The organism is Microbacterium sp. 05T445 (assembly GCF_056395865.1).
On the sequence record NZ_JBFTKJ010000002.1, the window covers coordinates 1,405,248 to 1,418,810 of the forward strand.

Annotated in this window: 14 protein-coding genes; 12 read left to right on the forward strand and 2 right to left on the reverse strand. The window is 70.9% G+C overall.

Annotated features, from left to right (window positions below; genetic code table 11):
- Positions 1–7 precede the first annotated feature (7 nt).
- The 9 genes from hemW (at position 8) to era (ending at position 8,523) form a co-directional block, all read left to right on the forward strand.
- On the forward strand, positions 8–1,225 hold the full coding sequence (gene hemW, locus AC1DDU_RS16120) for a radical SAM family heme chaperone HemW (RefSeq protein ID WP_477435835.1): 1,218 nt from the start codon (positions 8–10) through the stop codon (positions 1,223–1,225).
- Between the two features lie 134 nt (positions 1,226–1,359).
- Positions 1,360–2,400, forward strand: coding sequence for a heat-inducible transcriptional repressor HrcA (gene hrcA / locus AC1DDU_RS16125; protein ID WP_477435837.1), 1,041 nt, complete (start codon positions 1,360–1,362; stop codon positions 2,398–2,400).
- A gap of 52 nt (positions 2,401–2,452) precedes the next feature.
- On the forward strand, positions 2,453–3,568 hold the full coding sequence (dnaJ, locus tag AC1DDU_RS16130) for a molecular chaperone DnaJ (protein ID WP_477435839.1): 1,116 nt from the start codon (positions 2,453–2,455) through the stop codon (positions 3,566–3,568).
- Between the two features lie 3 nt (positions 3,569–3,571).
- Complete coding sequence (locus AC1DDU_RS16135) at positions 3,572–4,309, forward strand: 16S rRNA (uracil(1498)-N(3))-methyltransferase (protein WP_477435841.1); 738 nt, start codon at positions 3,572–3,574, stop codon at positions 4,307–4,309.
- Between the two features lie 52 nt (positions 4,310–4,361).
- Positions 4,362–4,709 carry an HIT domain-containing protein gene (locus AC1DDU_RS16140; RefSeq protein ID WP_477435843.1) on the forward strand — a complete coding sequence of 116 codons (348 nt, stop codon included), beginning with the start codon at positions 4,362–4,364 and terminating at the stop codon, positions 4,707–4,709.
- A gap of 52 nt (positions 4,710–4,761) precedes the next feature.
- Positions 4,762–5,793, forward strand: a complete 1,032-nt coding sequence (locus AC1DDU_RS16145; RefSeq protein ID WP_477436867.1) for a PhoH family protein — start codon at positions 4,762–4,764, stop codon at positions 5,791–5,793.
- Positions 5,790–6,260 (forward strand): rRNA maturation RNase YbeY, encoded by a 471-nt coding sequence (gene ybeY, locus AC1DDU_RS16150; protein WP_477435845.1) that lies wholly within the window; start codon positions 5,790–5,792, stop codon positions 6,258–6,260. The genes AC1DDU_RS16145 and ybeY overlap by 4 nt, the downstream gene beginning before the upstream one ends.
- Positions 6,257–7,609 carry a hemolysin family protein gene (locus AC1DDU_RS16155; protein ID WP_477435847.1) on the forward strand — a complete coding sequence of 451 codons (1,353 nt, stop codon included), beginning with the start codon at positions 6,257–6,259 and terminating at the stop codon, positions 7,607–7,609. Before ybeY ends, AC1DDU_RS16155 begins: the two co-directional genes overlap by 4 nt.
- The gene (era, locus tag AC1DDU_RS16160) at positions 7,606–8,523 is read left to right on the forward strand and encodes a GTPase Era (protein WP_477435849.1); all 918 of its coding nucleotides are present in this window, start codon (positions 7,606–7,608) and stop codon (positions 8,521–8,523) included. Before AC1DDU_RS16155 ends, era begins: the two co-directional genes overlap by 4 nt.
- Positions 8,524–8,530: 7 nt before the next feature.
- Here the strand turns inward: era and AC1DDU_RS16165 are convergent, their stop codons facing one another.
- Positions 8,531–9,160 (reverse strand): hypothetical protein, encoded by a 630-nt coding sequence (locus AC1DDU_RS16165; RefSeq protein WP_477435851.1) that lies wholly within the window; start codon positions 9,158–9,160, stop codon positions 8,531–8,533.
- Positions 9,161–9,418: 258 nt separating this feature from the next.
- Between AC1DDU_RS16165 and leuA the strand changes: the two genes are divergently transcribed.
- Positions 9,419–11,179 carry a 2-isopropylmalate synthase gene (gene leuA / locus AC1DDU_RS16170; protein ID WP_477435852.1) on the forward strand — a complete coding sequence of 587 codons (1,761 nt, stop codon included), beginning with the start codon at positions 9,419–9,421 and terminating at the stop codon, positions 11,177–11,179.
- A gap of 70 nt (positions 11,180–11,249) precedes the next feature.
- On the opposite strand, the gene AC1DDU_RS16175 is transcribed toward leuA, so the two are convergent.
- Positions 11,250–11,936: a trimeric intracellular cation channel family protein gene (locus AC1DDU_RS16175; protein ID WP_477435854.1), complete on the reverse strand. Its 687-nt coding sequence runs from the start codon at positions 11,934–11,936 to the stop codon at positions 11,250–11,252.
- 59 nt (positions 11,937–11,995) lie between these two features.
- Here AC1DDU_RS16175 and recO point away from each other — a divergent pair, with 59 nt between their 5' ends.
- Positions 11,996–12,736, forward strand: coding sequence for a DNA repair protein RecO (gene recO, locus AC1DDU_RS16180; protein ID WP_477435856.1), 741 nt, complete (start codon positions 11,996–11,998; stop codon positions 12,734–12,736).
- Positions 12,733–13,557, forward strand: coding sequence for an isoprenyl transferase (locus AC1DDU_RS16185; protein WP_477435858.1), 825 nt, complete (start codon positions 12,733–12,735; stop codon positions 13,555–13,557). The genes recO and AC1DDU_RS16185 overlap by 4 nt, the downstream gene beginning before the upstream one ends.
- The last annotated feature ends 6 nt before the right edge of the window (positions 13,558–13,563 follow it).

Here is a 13,563-nt window from a genome sequence, read left to right on the forward strand (position 1 = left end):
GGCGCTGATGGGCTCCGCTCTTCCGCTCGGCGAGCCCGTTCCCGCGGACGGATCGCTGCCTTCGGGCACCCGCGTCGACGAGGCGACCGACTTCGGCGTGTACCTGCACGTGCCGTTCTGCCGGGTCCGCTGCGGCTACTGCGACTTCAACACGTACACGTCCTCCGAGCTGCGCGGCGCCCGCCAGGACCAGTACGCCGACACCCTCCTGCGCGAGATCGAGCTCGCATCGGCCGTGCTCGAGCGGGCGGGAGGCAACCGTGCGGCGTCGACGGTGTTCTTCGGCGGCGGCACGCCCACGCTGCTCCCGCCCGGTGACCTGGGCCGCATGCTCCAGGGCGTCCGCGGTGCCTTCGGCATCGTCGAGGGCGCCGAAGTCACGGTCGAGGCGAACCCCGACACGGTCACCCCGGCGGTGGCGGCCGAGCTCGCGGCATCCGGCGTCACCCGCCTGTCGATCGGCATGCAGTCGGCCGTGCCGCACGTGCTGGCGGCCCTGGACCGCACCCACGACCCCGAGAACGTGCGCACCGCCGTGGCGGCCGCACGCGAGGCGGGGCTCGACGTGAGCGTCGACCTCATCTATGGCGCCCCGGGGGAGTCCCTCGACGACTGGCGCGCCTCGCTCGAGACCGCCGCCGCCCTCGAGCCCGACCACCTCTCGGCGTACGCGCTCATCATCGAGGACGGCACGAAGCTGGCCCGTCAGATCCGACGCGGCGAGGTCCCCGCACCGGACGACGACCTCCAGGCCGATATGTACGAGCTGGCCGACGACCTTCTCGCGGGCGCCGGCTACGACTGGTACGAGGTCTCGAACTGGGCACGCGGCGACGCGCATCGGTCGCGCCACAACCTCGCGTACTGGACCGGTTCGGACTGGTGGGGGTTCGGGCCAGGCGCGCACAGCCACATCGCCGGGGTCCGGTTCTGGAACGTCAAGCACCCGGCCGCGTACGCCCAGCGGCTCGCGTCCGGAGAATCGCCGGCGGCAGGTCGCGAGATCCCGGATGCCGAGGCCCGCGCGCTCGAGAGCGTCCTGCTCCGCACCCGCATCCGTGAGGGGCTCCCGGTCGCGGAGCTGCTCGGCGAAGGACGCCACGCCGTCGCCGCCCTCATCGCGGACGGGCTCATCGACGGCCCCGCCGCCGTCCACGGCCGCGTCGTGCTGACCCGGCACGGACGGCTGCTGGCGGACGCGGTCGTGCGCAGCCTCACGGAGTGATCCGTCCACCGCGTACAGGGGTCCTCCTGGGGGTGGAAGACCCGCTCGGGCGTCGCTCGGCGATCCTGACAGGTGCATCGGATAGAATTGGCACTCCAGTCATGCGAGTGCCAGACGCGGCGTGAGGAGGCGGGATGGTCAGCGAGCGGGGTCTGCAGGTGCTGCGCGCGATCGTTCAGGACTACGTCGACACGCGCGAGCCGGTCGGCAGCAAGGCGATCGTCGAGCGGCACGCCTTCGGCGTGTCCGCTGCCACGATCCGCAACGACATGGCGCTGCTCGAGGACGAAGAGCTCATCGTGGCGCCCCACACCTCGTCGGGTCGCGTGCCGACCGACAAGGGGTACCGCGTCTTCGTCGACCACCTGGCCGAGCTGCGCCCGCTCAGCCCCGCGCAGCGCTCCGCCATCGCGTCGTTCCTCGACGGCTCGGGCGACCTCGACGACGTGCTGGTGCGCACCGTGCGCGCCCTCACCCAGCTCACCGGCCAGGTCGCGATCGTGCAGTACCCCTCGTTCGCCCGCGCCACGGTGACGCACGTCGAGCTGGTGCAGCTCGGCGGCGGACGGATGCTGGTGATCCTCGTCACCGACACCGGCCGGGTGTCGCAGCGACTCACGCACGTCGGTGACGACTTCGACGACGCCGACCTCGCCCGCATCCGCGCCGGACTCGGGACGCTGCTGGTCGGCAGGCCGGTGCGCGAGGGGCTGCAGCGCATCGCAGACCGCCTCGGCGCGCGTGCCGAGCAGGCGCCGGCGCACGAGCGCGCCACCGACGAGATCGTGCGCGCCGTGGCCGAAGAGCTCGAGGAGTTCCGCCAGGACCGGCTCGTGATGGCAGGCAGCGCCAACCTCGCTCGGCGCGAGGCCGACTTCCGCGGCAGCATCTACCCGCTGCTCGAGGCGATCGAGGAGCAGGTCACGCTGCTGCGACTGATGGGCGACATGGTGGCCGACGAGCAGGGGCTCGCGGCAAGCATCGGCCGTGAGAACGAGCCGTTCGGCCTGGCGGAGGCATCCGTCGTCGCCAGCGACTACGACGCGACCGGCTCGGTCGCCCGCGTCGGCGTGCTCGGGCCGACCCGCATGGACTACCCCACGAACCTCGCGGCGGTCCGTGCCGTCGCGCGCTACCTCACGCGCATGCTCGAGCAGGACGAGAACTCCCGCTGACGCGGACGCGAACACACGATTCCCGCGGCACTCCCGCGGCAGGAAGGCGAAAGTGGCTGACCACTACGAGGTCCTCGGCGTCTCACGCGACGCCACCCCCGATGAGATCAAGAAGGCCTACCGGCGGCTGGCCCGCCAGCTGCACCCGGATGTGAACCCGGGGGAGGAGGCATCCGAGCGCTTCAAGCTCGTGACCCACGCGTACGACGTGCTGAGCGACCCCGATCAGCGCGCCCGCTACGACATGGGCGGCGGCGACTCGCCCTTCGGCGGCGGCGCCGGCGGCTTCGGCGGCTTCAACGACATCTTCGAGACCTTCTTCGGGGCCGCCGGCGGCGCCCGCGCGGGCCGGCCGCGGTCGCGCCGCGAACGCGGGCAGGACGCCCTCGTGCGGGTGACGCTCGAGCTCGGCGACGTCGTGTTCGGCACGCACCGTGACATCGAGGTCGACACCGCCGTGCTGTGCGAGACCTGCCAGGGCTCGTGCTGCCAGCCCGGCACCAGCCCGGTGACCTGCGACATCTGCCACGGCACCGGCAACGTGCAGCGCCAGGTGCGCAGCCTGCTCGGCAACGTCGTCACCACGCAGCCGTGCAACGTGTGCCAGGGCTACGGCACGACCATCCCGTACCCGTGCGCGACCTGCCAGGGGCAGGGCCGGGTGCGGGCACGCCGCACGGTGTCGCTCGACATCCCCGCCGGCGTCGAGACGGGCCTGCGGCTGCAGCTGCCCGGCTCGGGCGAGGTCGGCCCGGCGGGCGGCCCCAACGGCGACCTGTACATCGAGGTCACCGTGTCGCCCCACGAGGTGTTCAGCCGCGACGGCGACGACCTGCTCGCGACGCTCGAGGTGTCGATGCCCGACGCGATCCTCGGCACCACCACGACGATCGAGTCGCTGGACGGCCCCGTCGACCTCGAGGTGCGGGCGGGCGTGCAGGCCGGCGACATCCTGACGATCAAGGGCCGCGGCATCACGCCGCTGCGGGGCACGCAGCGCGGCGATCTCAAGGTGGGCGTGCACGTCGTCACGCCCACGCGCCTGGACCACAAGGAGCGCGCCCTCATCGAAGACTTCGCCAAGCGCACCAAGGCGCCCGCTCCCAAGCTGGCCGAGTTCCACCAGGGCCTGTTCGCGAAGCTGCGCGACCGCTTCCGGAACGGCTGAGCCGTGGCGCTGCACTTCCTCCTCGACGACGCGCTCACGGCGGTGCCCGGCGATGCGGTGACGCTCACCGGGTCCGAGGCGCATCACGCCGCCACGGTGCGACGGGTGCGGGTCGGCGAGCAGATCACGCTCGGCGACGGGCGCGGCGCGTGGCTCACCGGCGAGGTCGAGTCGGTGGGGCCGCGCGAGGTGGTCGTGCGCATCGCGGGACGGACGGATGCCGAGGCTCCGCGTCCGCGTCTGGTGCTCGTGCAGGCGCTGGCCAAGGGCGATCGCGACGAGCTCGCGGTGCAGGCGGCGACCGAGCTCGGGGTGGATGAGATCGTGCCGTGGCAGGCGGCCCGCAGCGTGTCCCGGTGGGATGCGGCCAAGGCGGCCAAGGGCCGTGCCCGGTGGTCGACGATCGTGCGGGAGGCCGCCAAGCAGGCCCACCGCGCGTGGGTGCCCGAGGTCGCCGAGCTCGCGACGACCGGGCAGCTCGCGCGCCGGGTGGCGGCATCCGTCGTCCTGGTCCTGGAGCCGACGGCGACCGACCGACTGAGCGCGCTCGCCCTCGACGCCGGCGACGAGCGGGACGTCCTGCTGATCGTCGGGCCCGAGGGCGGCATCGCCGCCGAGGAGCTCGATGCGCTGGCGGCCGCGGGCGCACGCCTCGTGCGGCTCGGCGACACCGTGCTGCGCACCTCGACGGCGGGTCCGGCCGCTCTGGCCGTGGTGAGCACGGCGCTCGGGCGCTGGTGACCGGGCACGTGGCGACCGTCCTCGCACGGGGCCGCGTCGGTAGACTTGCGGCATGACCGATCCCTCGATCTTCACGCGCATCAGAACGGGCGAGATCCCCTCCGAGATCATCGCGGAGACCGAGAACGCGTTCGCGATCCGCGACATCGCCCCGAAGGCGCCGGTGCACCTCCTGGTGATCCCGAAGACCGAGCAGTACCGCAACGTCGTCGAGCTCGCGGCAGGGGATCCCGCCCTCATGGCCGAGGTCGTGGGGCTCGCGAACACGGTGGCCGCAGAGCATTCCGACGGCGACTTCCGCCTCGTGTTCAACACCGGCCCGAACGCGGGCCAGACCATCTTCCACGTGCACGCTCATGTGCTCGCGGGCGGCCTCGACGAGAAGAGCCTCGGTGCCTGATCAACCCCCTCACGACACCGTGAGCGACCGCGTCTTCGCCGACGGCGTCGCCATGGTCCAGCTGCTCGGCCCGCAGGACCGCCTGCTGCGCGTGGTGGAGAAGGAGCATCCCGGCGTCGACGTGCATGTGCGCGGCAACGAGATCACCCTCACGGGGGATGCCGCCTCCGTCGCCGCGGCGCGATCCCTCGTCGACGAGCTCCTCGCGATGACCCGTGCCGGCCACGCGCTCGGCGAGGACGACGTCGCGTCCTCGAACCGCATCCTCCGCTCTGAGGGCGGACCCCGCCCGTCCGAGGTGCTCGGCGAGGCGATCCTGTCGTCGCGCGGCAAGGTCATCCGTCCGAAGACGCTCGGGCAGAAGGCGTACGTCGACGCGATCGAAGAGAACACCATCGTCTTCGGCATCGGCCCCGCCGGCACCGGCAAGACCTACCTCGCGATGGCCAAGGCCGTGCAGGCGCTGCAGCGCAAGGAGGTCAGCCGCATCATCCTGACGCGGCCCGCGGTCGAGGCGGGGGAGCGGCTCGGCTTCCTCCCCGGCACCCTGACCGACAAGATCGACCCTTACCTGCGACCGCTGTACGACGCGCTCAACGAGATGATGGACCCCGAGCTGGTGCCCAAGCTCATGGCGACCGGCACGATCGAGGTCGCCCCGCTGGCGTACATGCGCGGCCGCACCCTCAACGACTCGTTCGTCGTGCTCGACGAGGCGCAGAACACCACCCCCGAGCAGATGAAGATGTTCCTCACGCGCCTGGGCTTCGGCACGCGCATGGTCGTGACGGGCGACATCACGCAGATCGACCTGCCGCAGGGCGCGTCGGGTCTGCGGCTGGTCACACGCGTGCTCGGCGACATCGACGACATCCACTTCTCGTACCTCACCAGCGACGACGTCGTCCGCCACACCCTGGTCGGCCGGATCGTCGACGCCTACAGCGAGTACGACGAGCGGCGCATCGCCGCGCGGCGCGAGCGCGACGAGGCGACTGAGTTCGCCAACCGCGCAGAGCGGCGCGCCGCGACCGCTCGCACGCCCGGACCCCGTGATCACCTTCCGAAGCGAGGACGCCCATGACCATCGAGATCGGCAACGAATCGGGGATCGCCGTCGATGAGACCGTCCTCCTGCGGCTCATGGAGCACAACCTCGCCGAGCTTCACGTGAGCCCCGACGCGGACGTCGCGATCCTCCTCGTCGACGAGGGCGCGATGGAGGCGCTCCACGTGCAGTGGATGGACGAGCCCGGCCCCACCGACGTCCTCAGCTTCCCGATGGACGAGCTGCGCCCCGGCACCGAGGACGCCCCGACGCCGGCGGGACTGCTCGGTGACATCGTGCTGTGCCCGCAGGTGGCCGAGGCGCAGGCCGTGGCGGCCAAGCACTCGACGCTCGACGAGCTCGTGCTGCTCACGACGCACGGCCTGCTGCACCTCCTCGGCTTCGATCACGCCGAGCCCGAGGAGGAGCGCGAGATGTTCGGCCTGCAGCGCGAGCTCATCGCGTCGTTCCAGGCGGCCGAACGGCGCAGACCCCGCGCATGACCGCTGCCCTCCTGCTCGTCGCCGCCGCGCTCCTGCTGGCGTTCGGCGCGCTCATGGTCGCGATCGACGCGGCGCTGGGTGTGACCTCACGCGCGGATCTCGCGGAGCTCGGCGCGGGCGGACGCAACGCCACCTCGCTGCAGCGCATCGCCGCCGATCCCGAGGCGCACGCCAACGCGGTGCTGTTCATCCGCGTGCTCGCCGAGACGACCGCCGCGGTGCTGGTCACGGTCGCCTTCACGCTGCTGTTCTCGAACATCTGGTGGGCGATGCTCGCCGCCGCGGTCCTCATGACCGGCGTGTCGTACGTGGTCGTCGGAGCCAGCCCCCGCACCGTCGGCCGGCTCCACGCCAAGGGGCTGCTGCGTGGCGCGGCGCCGATCATCCGCGGCGTGCGCATCATCCTGGGCCCGCTCGCGCACGGCCTCGTCGCCCTGGGCACCCGCATCACGCCCGGCGCCTCCCGAGGCTCGACGTTCGCCTCCGAGGAGCAGCTGCTCAGCATCATCGACGAGGCGGCCGAGAACGAGCTCATCGAGCAGGACGACCGTGAGCTCATCCACTCGGTGTTCGACTTCACCGACACCTTCGTGCGCGCCGTCATGGTGCCCCGCACCGACATGGTGACCGTGGATGCCTCCACCTCGACCCGTGAGGCGATGTCGATCTTCCTCGAGAAGGGCGTCTCGCGCGTGCCCATCGTTGACGACGACGCCGACGACGTGGTCGGGGTTCTCTACCTCAAGGACCTCGTGCAGTTCGGCTGGCGTGACGAGTCGGGATGGCGGGATGCGCCGATCAGCCGCATCGCGCGCCCCGCGGTGTTCGTGCCGGAGTCGATGAAGGCCGAGACGCTGCTGCAGCAGATGAAGCGCGACGCCGTGCACGTGTGCCTCGTCATCGACGAGTACGGCGGCGTGTCGGGCCTCGTGACGTTGGAGGACCTCATCGAGGAGCTCGTCGGCGACATCTCGGACGAGTACGACCCGCGCGCCGAGGAGGTCACCGAGCTCGAGCCCGGCCACTACCGGGTGAGCGCCCGGCTCGGTCTGGACGAGGTCGGCGATCTGTTCGGTCTCGAACTGGAGGACGAGGACGTCGATTCGATCGGCGGCCTCCTCGGCAAAGCGCTCGGACGCGTCCCGCAGCCGGGTGCGACCGCCGAATACGCCGGTCTCGTGCTCACCGGCGGCGCCTCGCGCGGCCGCGGTCGGGGCATCTCGACCGTGTTCGTCGAGCGCGGCGAATCCGGCGCCGACACCGGGCGCTCGCCCCGGACCGGCGAGATCCGCACCGTGAGCACCCGCACCGGGGAGATCCGGCTGCCGAGGAAGGAAGACACGCCATGACCGAGAACGACTCCGCAACGACTCCCGAGGGGCGCTCCGGCTTCGTCACGTTCGTCGGACGCCCCAACGTCGGCAAGTCGACCCTCACGAACGCGCTGGTCGGCGAGAAGGTCGCGATCACCAGCGACAAGCCGCAGACCACGCGGCGCGCGATCCGCGGCATCCTGAACCGTCCCGCCGGGCAGCTCGTGATCGTCGACACCCCCGGCCTGCACAAGCCGCGCACGCTCCTCGGGCAGCGGCTGAACGACCTCGTCGAGCAGGTGCTCGGCGACGTCGACGTCATCGGCTTCTGCGTACCGGCCACCGAGAAGGTGGGCCCCGGAGACCGCCGCATCGCGGAGTCGCTGAGCGGGTACGGGCGCGCGAAGAAGGTCGCCATCGTCACCAAGACGGATGCCGCCGCCCGCGAGCAGATCACCGAGCGGCTCATCGAGGTCGACCAGCTGCGCGACGACTGGGCGGCGGTCATCCCGCTGTCGGCGCTCACGCGCGACCAGCTCGACGTGCTGACCGACGAGCTGCTGGCACTGATGCCGGAGGGCCCGGCGCTGTACCCCGACGGCGTCGTCACAGACGAGTCGACCGAGGACCGCATCGCCGAGATCATCCGCGAGGCGGCTCTCGACGGCGTGCGCGACGAGCTGCCGCACTCGATCGCCGTGGTCGTGCAGGAGGTCGCACCCCGCGAGGACTCCGACCTCACCGACGTCTTCGCCGACATCGTCGTCGAGCGCGACAGCCAGAAGGGCATCATCATCGGCCACAAGGGCTCACGGCTGCGCGATGTCGGCGCCCGCGCACGCGTGCAGATCGAGCCGCTCCTGGGCACCAAGGTGTTCCTGAAGCTGCACGTGCGCATCGCGAAGGAGTGGCAGCGCGACCCCAAGCAGCTGGGGCGTCTCGGCTTCTGACCGCGGTTCAGCTGCCGGTGAGGTGCAGCGCGGAGCGGACGACGACCACGTCGTCGCCGAACTCCGCGTCGGCCGCCTCCTGGAGGCTGCCGTCGTCCCAGACGACGTCCACCCACAGCCACCCGTCCTGCGGGAACGAGCCGAGGTACGCGTCGCCCAGGCGGTCCGGCATCTCGTCCTGAAGGCGTGCGAGCGTCGCGTCGTCGCCGGCACCCGGCTCGCCTCCGGTCGGGTCGACCGGAGCGATGGGGTCGTAGAGCGCCAGCATGACCGGGGTGTTCGTCATCGCGAACGTGGCTCCGTCGTACGTGCCGCGCACCGCGTAGGCCCCCCACCTGGTGTCGCCCGAGGTCTCCGAGCCATCGACCCCGTCCCAGGTCCAGCCCTCCACCGGCAGCCCCGTGCACTGCGGCGGATAGGACTCCGCGACGGCGCCGAGGCACAGCTGCACGTCGCCGCCCACATCGAGCACGGTGCCGACCGCGCCCACCTCATCCTCCGGTGGGACCGGGGCGACGGTTCCGAAAGCGGCCGGGGCAGGCGTGGCGCCGGGCCCCGCGCCGGCGCACCCGGCGGCGGCGAGCATGACGAACGCGGTGGCGGCGACGATGCCGAGCGGGCGACGAAGACCTCTCATACACCGTTGGTGTCGCGGGCGCCGGGATCGTCTCAGAGCGGATGCCGCGGCATCCGCTCCGCCGGCCGGTTCGCGCTGCGGTCCGAACGGGGTGTAGCCTGATGACATGCGCTTCGGCGGGCTTCTCCTTCTTAGCCGCCGCGACGAGACCTCGTTCTAGGGCCTTCCTCGTCGCGGAGCTTTGTGTTGGCCCGCAACATCAGGCATCGAGCCGGCCCGTTCGGGCGATCCGCTCGACAGACGAGAGAAGCGACGACCATGCAGAACACCCAGAAGCCTTCGGGCATGCCGATCCACAAGTATCGGCCCTTCCACGAGCAGATCGCCGTGCATCTGCCCGATCGCACCTGGCCCGACCAGCGCACCACGACCGCACCCCGCTGGTGCGCCGTCGACCTGCGTGACGGCAACCAGGCGCTCATCGACCCGATGAGCCCCGAGCGCAAGCGCGTCATGTTCGAGCTGCTGGTGAGCATGGGCTACAAGGAGATCGAGGTCGGCTTCCCGTCGGCGAGCCAGACCGACTTCGACTTCGTGCGGCAGTTGATCGAAGAGGACCTGATCCCCGACGACGTCACCATCCAGGTGCTGACGCAGGCCCGCGAGCACCTCATTGAGCGCACGTACGAGTCGATCGCCGGCGCCAAGCAGGCGATCGTGCACCTGTACAACTCGACGAGCGTGCTGCAGCGCGAGGTGGTCTTCCGCACCGATCGCCAGGGCATCATCGACATCGCCCTGGAGGGCGCGCGCCTGTGCCGCGAGTTCGAGAAGCGCATCCCCGAGACCAAGGTGTTCTACGAGTACTCTCCCGAGAGCTACAGCGGCACCGAGCTCGAGTTCGCCCTCGACGTCTGCAACCAGGTCATCGAGATCTTCGAGCCGACCCCCGAGCGCAAGGTCATCATCAACCTGCCCGCGACGGTCGAGATGGCCACGCCCAACGTCTACGCCGACTCGATCGAGTGGATGAGCCGGCGCCTGGCGCACCGTGAGAACGTCATTCTGTCGCTGCACCCGCACAACGACCGCGGCACCGCGGTCGCCGCGGCGGAGCTGGGCTACATGGCCGGCGCCGACCGCATCGAGGGATGCCTGTTCGGCAACGGCGAGCGCACCGGCAACGTCGACCTGGTCGCGCTGGGGATCAACCTGCTGACGCAGGGCGTCGACCCGCAGATCGACTTCAGCGACATCGACCAGGTCAAGCGCACTGTCGAGTACTGCAACCAACTGCCGGTGCACGAACGCAGCCCGTGGGCCGGCGACCTGGTGTTCACCGCGTTCAGCGGCTCGCACCAGGACGCCATCAAGAAGGGCTTCGAGGCCATGGAGGCCCGCGCGGCCGCCGAGGGCGTCACGGTCGACGAGATCGAGTGGGCGGTGCCGTATCTGCCTATCGACCCGAAGGACCTGGGTCGCTCGTACGAGGCCGTCATCCGCGTGAACTCGCAGTCCGGCAAGGGCGGCGTAGCGTACCTGCTGAAGACCGACCACTCGCTGGATCTGCCGCGCAAGCTCCAGATCGACTTCTCGGGCGTGGTGCAGGCCAAGACCGACGCCGACGGCGGCGAGGTGACCAGCGACCAGATCTGGCAGATCTTCACCGACGAGTACCTGCCGTCCGACGTCGCCGACGAGCGCTGGGGCCGCTTCGAGCTGCTGGCCACCAGCACCCGCAGCGACATGTCGGGCGATGTCGCGCTCGACATCACGCTGCGCGACGGCGACGACCGGTACGAGGCATCCGGGCGGGGCAACGGCCCGGTCGCGGCGTTCCTCGAGATCGTCCGCGCGCAGGGCTTCGACGTCACGCTGTACGACTACGTCGAGCACGCCCTCAGCGCCGGTGGCGACGCGCAGGCGGCCGCCTACATCGAACTGCAGGTCGATGGCGAGCGCCTGTGGGGCGTCGGCATCGACTCCGACATCTCGACCGCATCGCTCAAGGCGATCGTGTCGGGCGTGAACCGCGCCATCCGCACGCGGCAGCGCTCCGAAGCCCTCGCGGGCGTCTGAGCGCGAACCGTCGACGGGTGTGCGCGGGTGATCCCTGCGCGCACCCGTCGGTGTTCCCGCCCCAGGCTCCTCAGTTCTTGACGATCGGGATGGCCGACGTCTCGACGGCGACCTTGCGGCGGTAGAGCGCGCGCTGCTCGGGCAGCGAGATGTCGAAGATCACTGCGAGCAGGCGGATGACTGTCGTCACCACGATGCCGACGATCGCCGCTACGACGACGTTCGCGCCGAGCTGCTGCGAGACGGCCAGGATGAGGCATCCGACTCCCGCGGCGACGGCATACAGCGAGCCGACATGCATGATCGCGACCGGCAGTCCCATGATCACGTCGCGAAGGATGCCGCCGCCCACCGCCGCGCACACGCCGACGAACACGGCGGGCACGAGGGGAAGACCGAGCGCGAGCGCCTTGCTCGTGCCGAAGGCGCCGAACATGCCGATGACGAGAGCGTCCAGGCCCACGATGAGGGCGTTGAGCCGCTGGAACAGGCCCGCCAGCAGCATGCCGAAGAGGGCGGCCCCCGCGGCGGTGAGCAGGTACCAGTTGCTCTGCAGGGTGGTGGGCGTGACGTTGAGCAGCAGGTCGCGGATGAGACCGCCGCCCATGCCGACGAGGATGCCGATGATGGCGACCCCGAGCATGTCCAGGCGTCGCTCACCGCGGAACCCGGAGGCGAACAGGGCGCCCTGGATTCCGCCGAGGCCGACGGCGATGAGATCCGCCCACAGCGGGATCACGAAGACCGGCGCGTTCACCCCTCCATTCTCGTGCCGCGCCGCACCCGATCGCGCGGCGGCACGACGATAATTGACGGGTGCCCACCTATCGCGACGAAGTCGTGGTCCTGCGCACCCACAAGCTGGGGGAAGCGGACAGGATCGTGACGATGCTCAGCCGCCGCCACGGCAAGCTGCGGGCTGTCGCGAAGGGCGTGCGCCGCACCTCGTCCCGGTTCGGTGCGCGGCTCGAGCCGTTCATGGTCGCCGACGTGCAGCTGTACCAGGGGCGTTCGCTCGACATCGTGCAGCAGGCGGAGTCGCTCGGCTCCTACGGCGCCGACATCGTGGCGCACTACGACCGCTACACGTCGGCGCACGCGATGGTCGAGGCCGCCGACCGGCTCAACGAGGCCGAGGCGACCCCGCAGCAGTACCTGCTGCTCGTCGGCGGCTTGCGTGCGCTCTCGCGGGGCGAGCACGCCTCTCGCAGTGTGCTCGACTCGTACCTGCTGCGTGCGATGGCGCTGTCGGGCTGGGCGCCGGGACTGGGCGAGTGCGCCCGCTGCGGCAAGAACGGGCCCCACGACACCTTCGTCGCGCAGCTCGGCGGCATCGTCTGCCGCGACTGCGCGCCGACCGGCGCGGCGCGGGTCGACGCGTCCACCGTCCTGCTCCTGCAGTCGCTGATGGCGGGGGAGTGGGACGCGGTGGATGCCGCCCCCCACGGCTCGACGGCGGCCGCGTCGGGCCTCATCGCCGCCTACGCGCAATGGCACCTGGAGCGCGGCATCCGCTCGCTCTCCCACGTCTCGGCCCCGCAGGAAGGTCCCCGGTGACTCCGAAGCCCTTTACGCATCGCGATGCGGTGCCGTACCGCCCGCTCGACTGGACCGGCATCCACCCGCCGGAATACCCGAAGGGGGCCGTGCCGAACCACATCGCGATCGTGATGGACGGCAACGGGCGGTGGGCGAACCGTCGCGGACTCACCCGCATCGAGGGGCACAAGGCGGGCGAGGCCGCCCTGCTCGACGTCGTCGCCGGCGCGATCCAGGCCGGCGTCAAGCACCTGTCGGTCTACGCGTTCTCGACGGAGAACTGGTCGCGCTCGCCCGACGAGGTGCGGTTCCTGATGGGGTACAACCGCGACGTCCTGCACCGCCGACGCGACCAGCTCAACGAGTGGGGCGTGCGCATCCAGTGGGCCGGCCGTAAGCCCCGCCTCTGGGGATCCGTGATCAAGGAGCTGCAGTTCGCCGAACGGCTGACCGCGGGCAACGACGTGCTGACCCTCACGATGTGCGTCAACTACGGCGGACGCATCGAGCTGGTCGACGCGATGCGCTCGATCGCCGACGACGTCGCTGCCGGCAGGCTCAGGCCCTCCGCCGTGACGGAGAAGCTCATCCAGCGCCGGCTGTACCGGCCGGACATGCCCGACGTCGACCTGTTCCTGCGCTCCAGCGGCGAGCAGCGCACCTCGAACTTCCTGCTGTGGGAGTCGGCGTACGCGGAGTTCGTCTTCCTCGACACCCTGTGGCCCGACTTCACCCGTGAAGACCTGTGGCACGGCATCGACGTCTTTCTCGGGCGTGACCGGCGCTTCGGCGGCGCCGTCGACGCACCCACGGCCGATTCAGCACATTCGTCGGAATAGATCGCC

Bases quoted from the DNA above. Each gene is read 5' to 3' on its own strand.
- hemW (WP_477435835.1), top strand. From the start codon at position 8: ATGGGCTCCGCTCTTCCGCTCGGCGAGCCCGTTCCCGCGGACGGATCG.
- hrcA (WP_477435837.1), top strand. From the start codon at position 1,360: ATGGTCAGCGAGCGGGGTCTGCAGGTGCTGCGCGCGATCGTTCAGGAC.
- AC1DDU_RS16140 (WP_477435843.1), top strand. From the start codon at position 4,362: ATGACCGATCCCTCGATCTTCACGCGCATCAGAACGGGCGAGATCCCC.
- AC1DDU_RS16145 (WP_477436867.1), top strand. From the start codon at position 4,762: ATGGTCCAGCTGCTCGGCCCGCAGGACCGCCTGCTGCGCGTGGTGGAG.
- ybeY (WP_477435845.1), top strand. From the start codon at position 5,790: ATGACCATCGAGATCGGCAACGAATCGGGGATCGCCGTCGATGAGACC.
- AC1DDU_RS16155 (WP_477435847.1), top strand. From the start codon at position 6,257: ATGACCGCTGCCCTCCTGCTCGTCGCCGCCGCGCTCCTGCTGGCGTTC.
- era (WP_477435849.1), top strand. From the start codon at position 7,606: ATGACCGAGAACGACTCCGCAACGACTCCCGAGGGGCGCTCCGGCTTC.
- AC1DDU_RS16165 (WP_477435851.1), bottom strand. From the start codon at position 9,160: ATGAGAGGTCTTCGTCGCCCGCTCGGCATCGTCGCCGCCACCGCGTTC.
- leuA (WP_477435852.1), top strand. From the start codon at position 9,419: ATGCAGAACACCCAGAAGCCTTCGGGCATGCCGATCCACAAGTATCGG.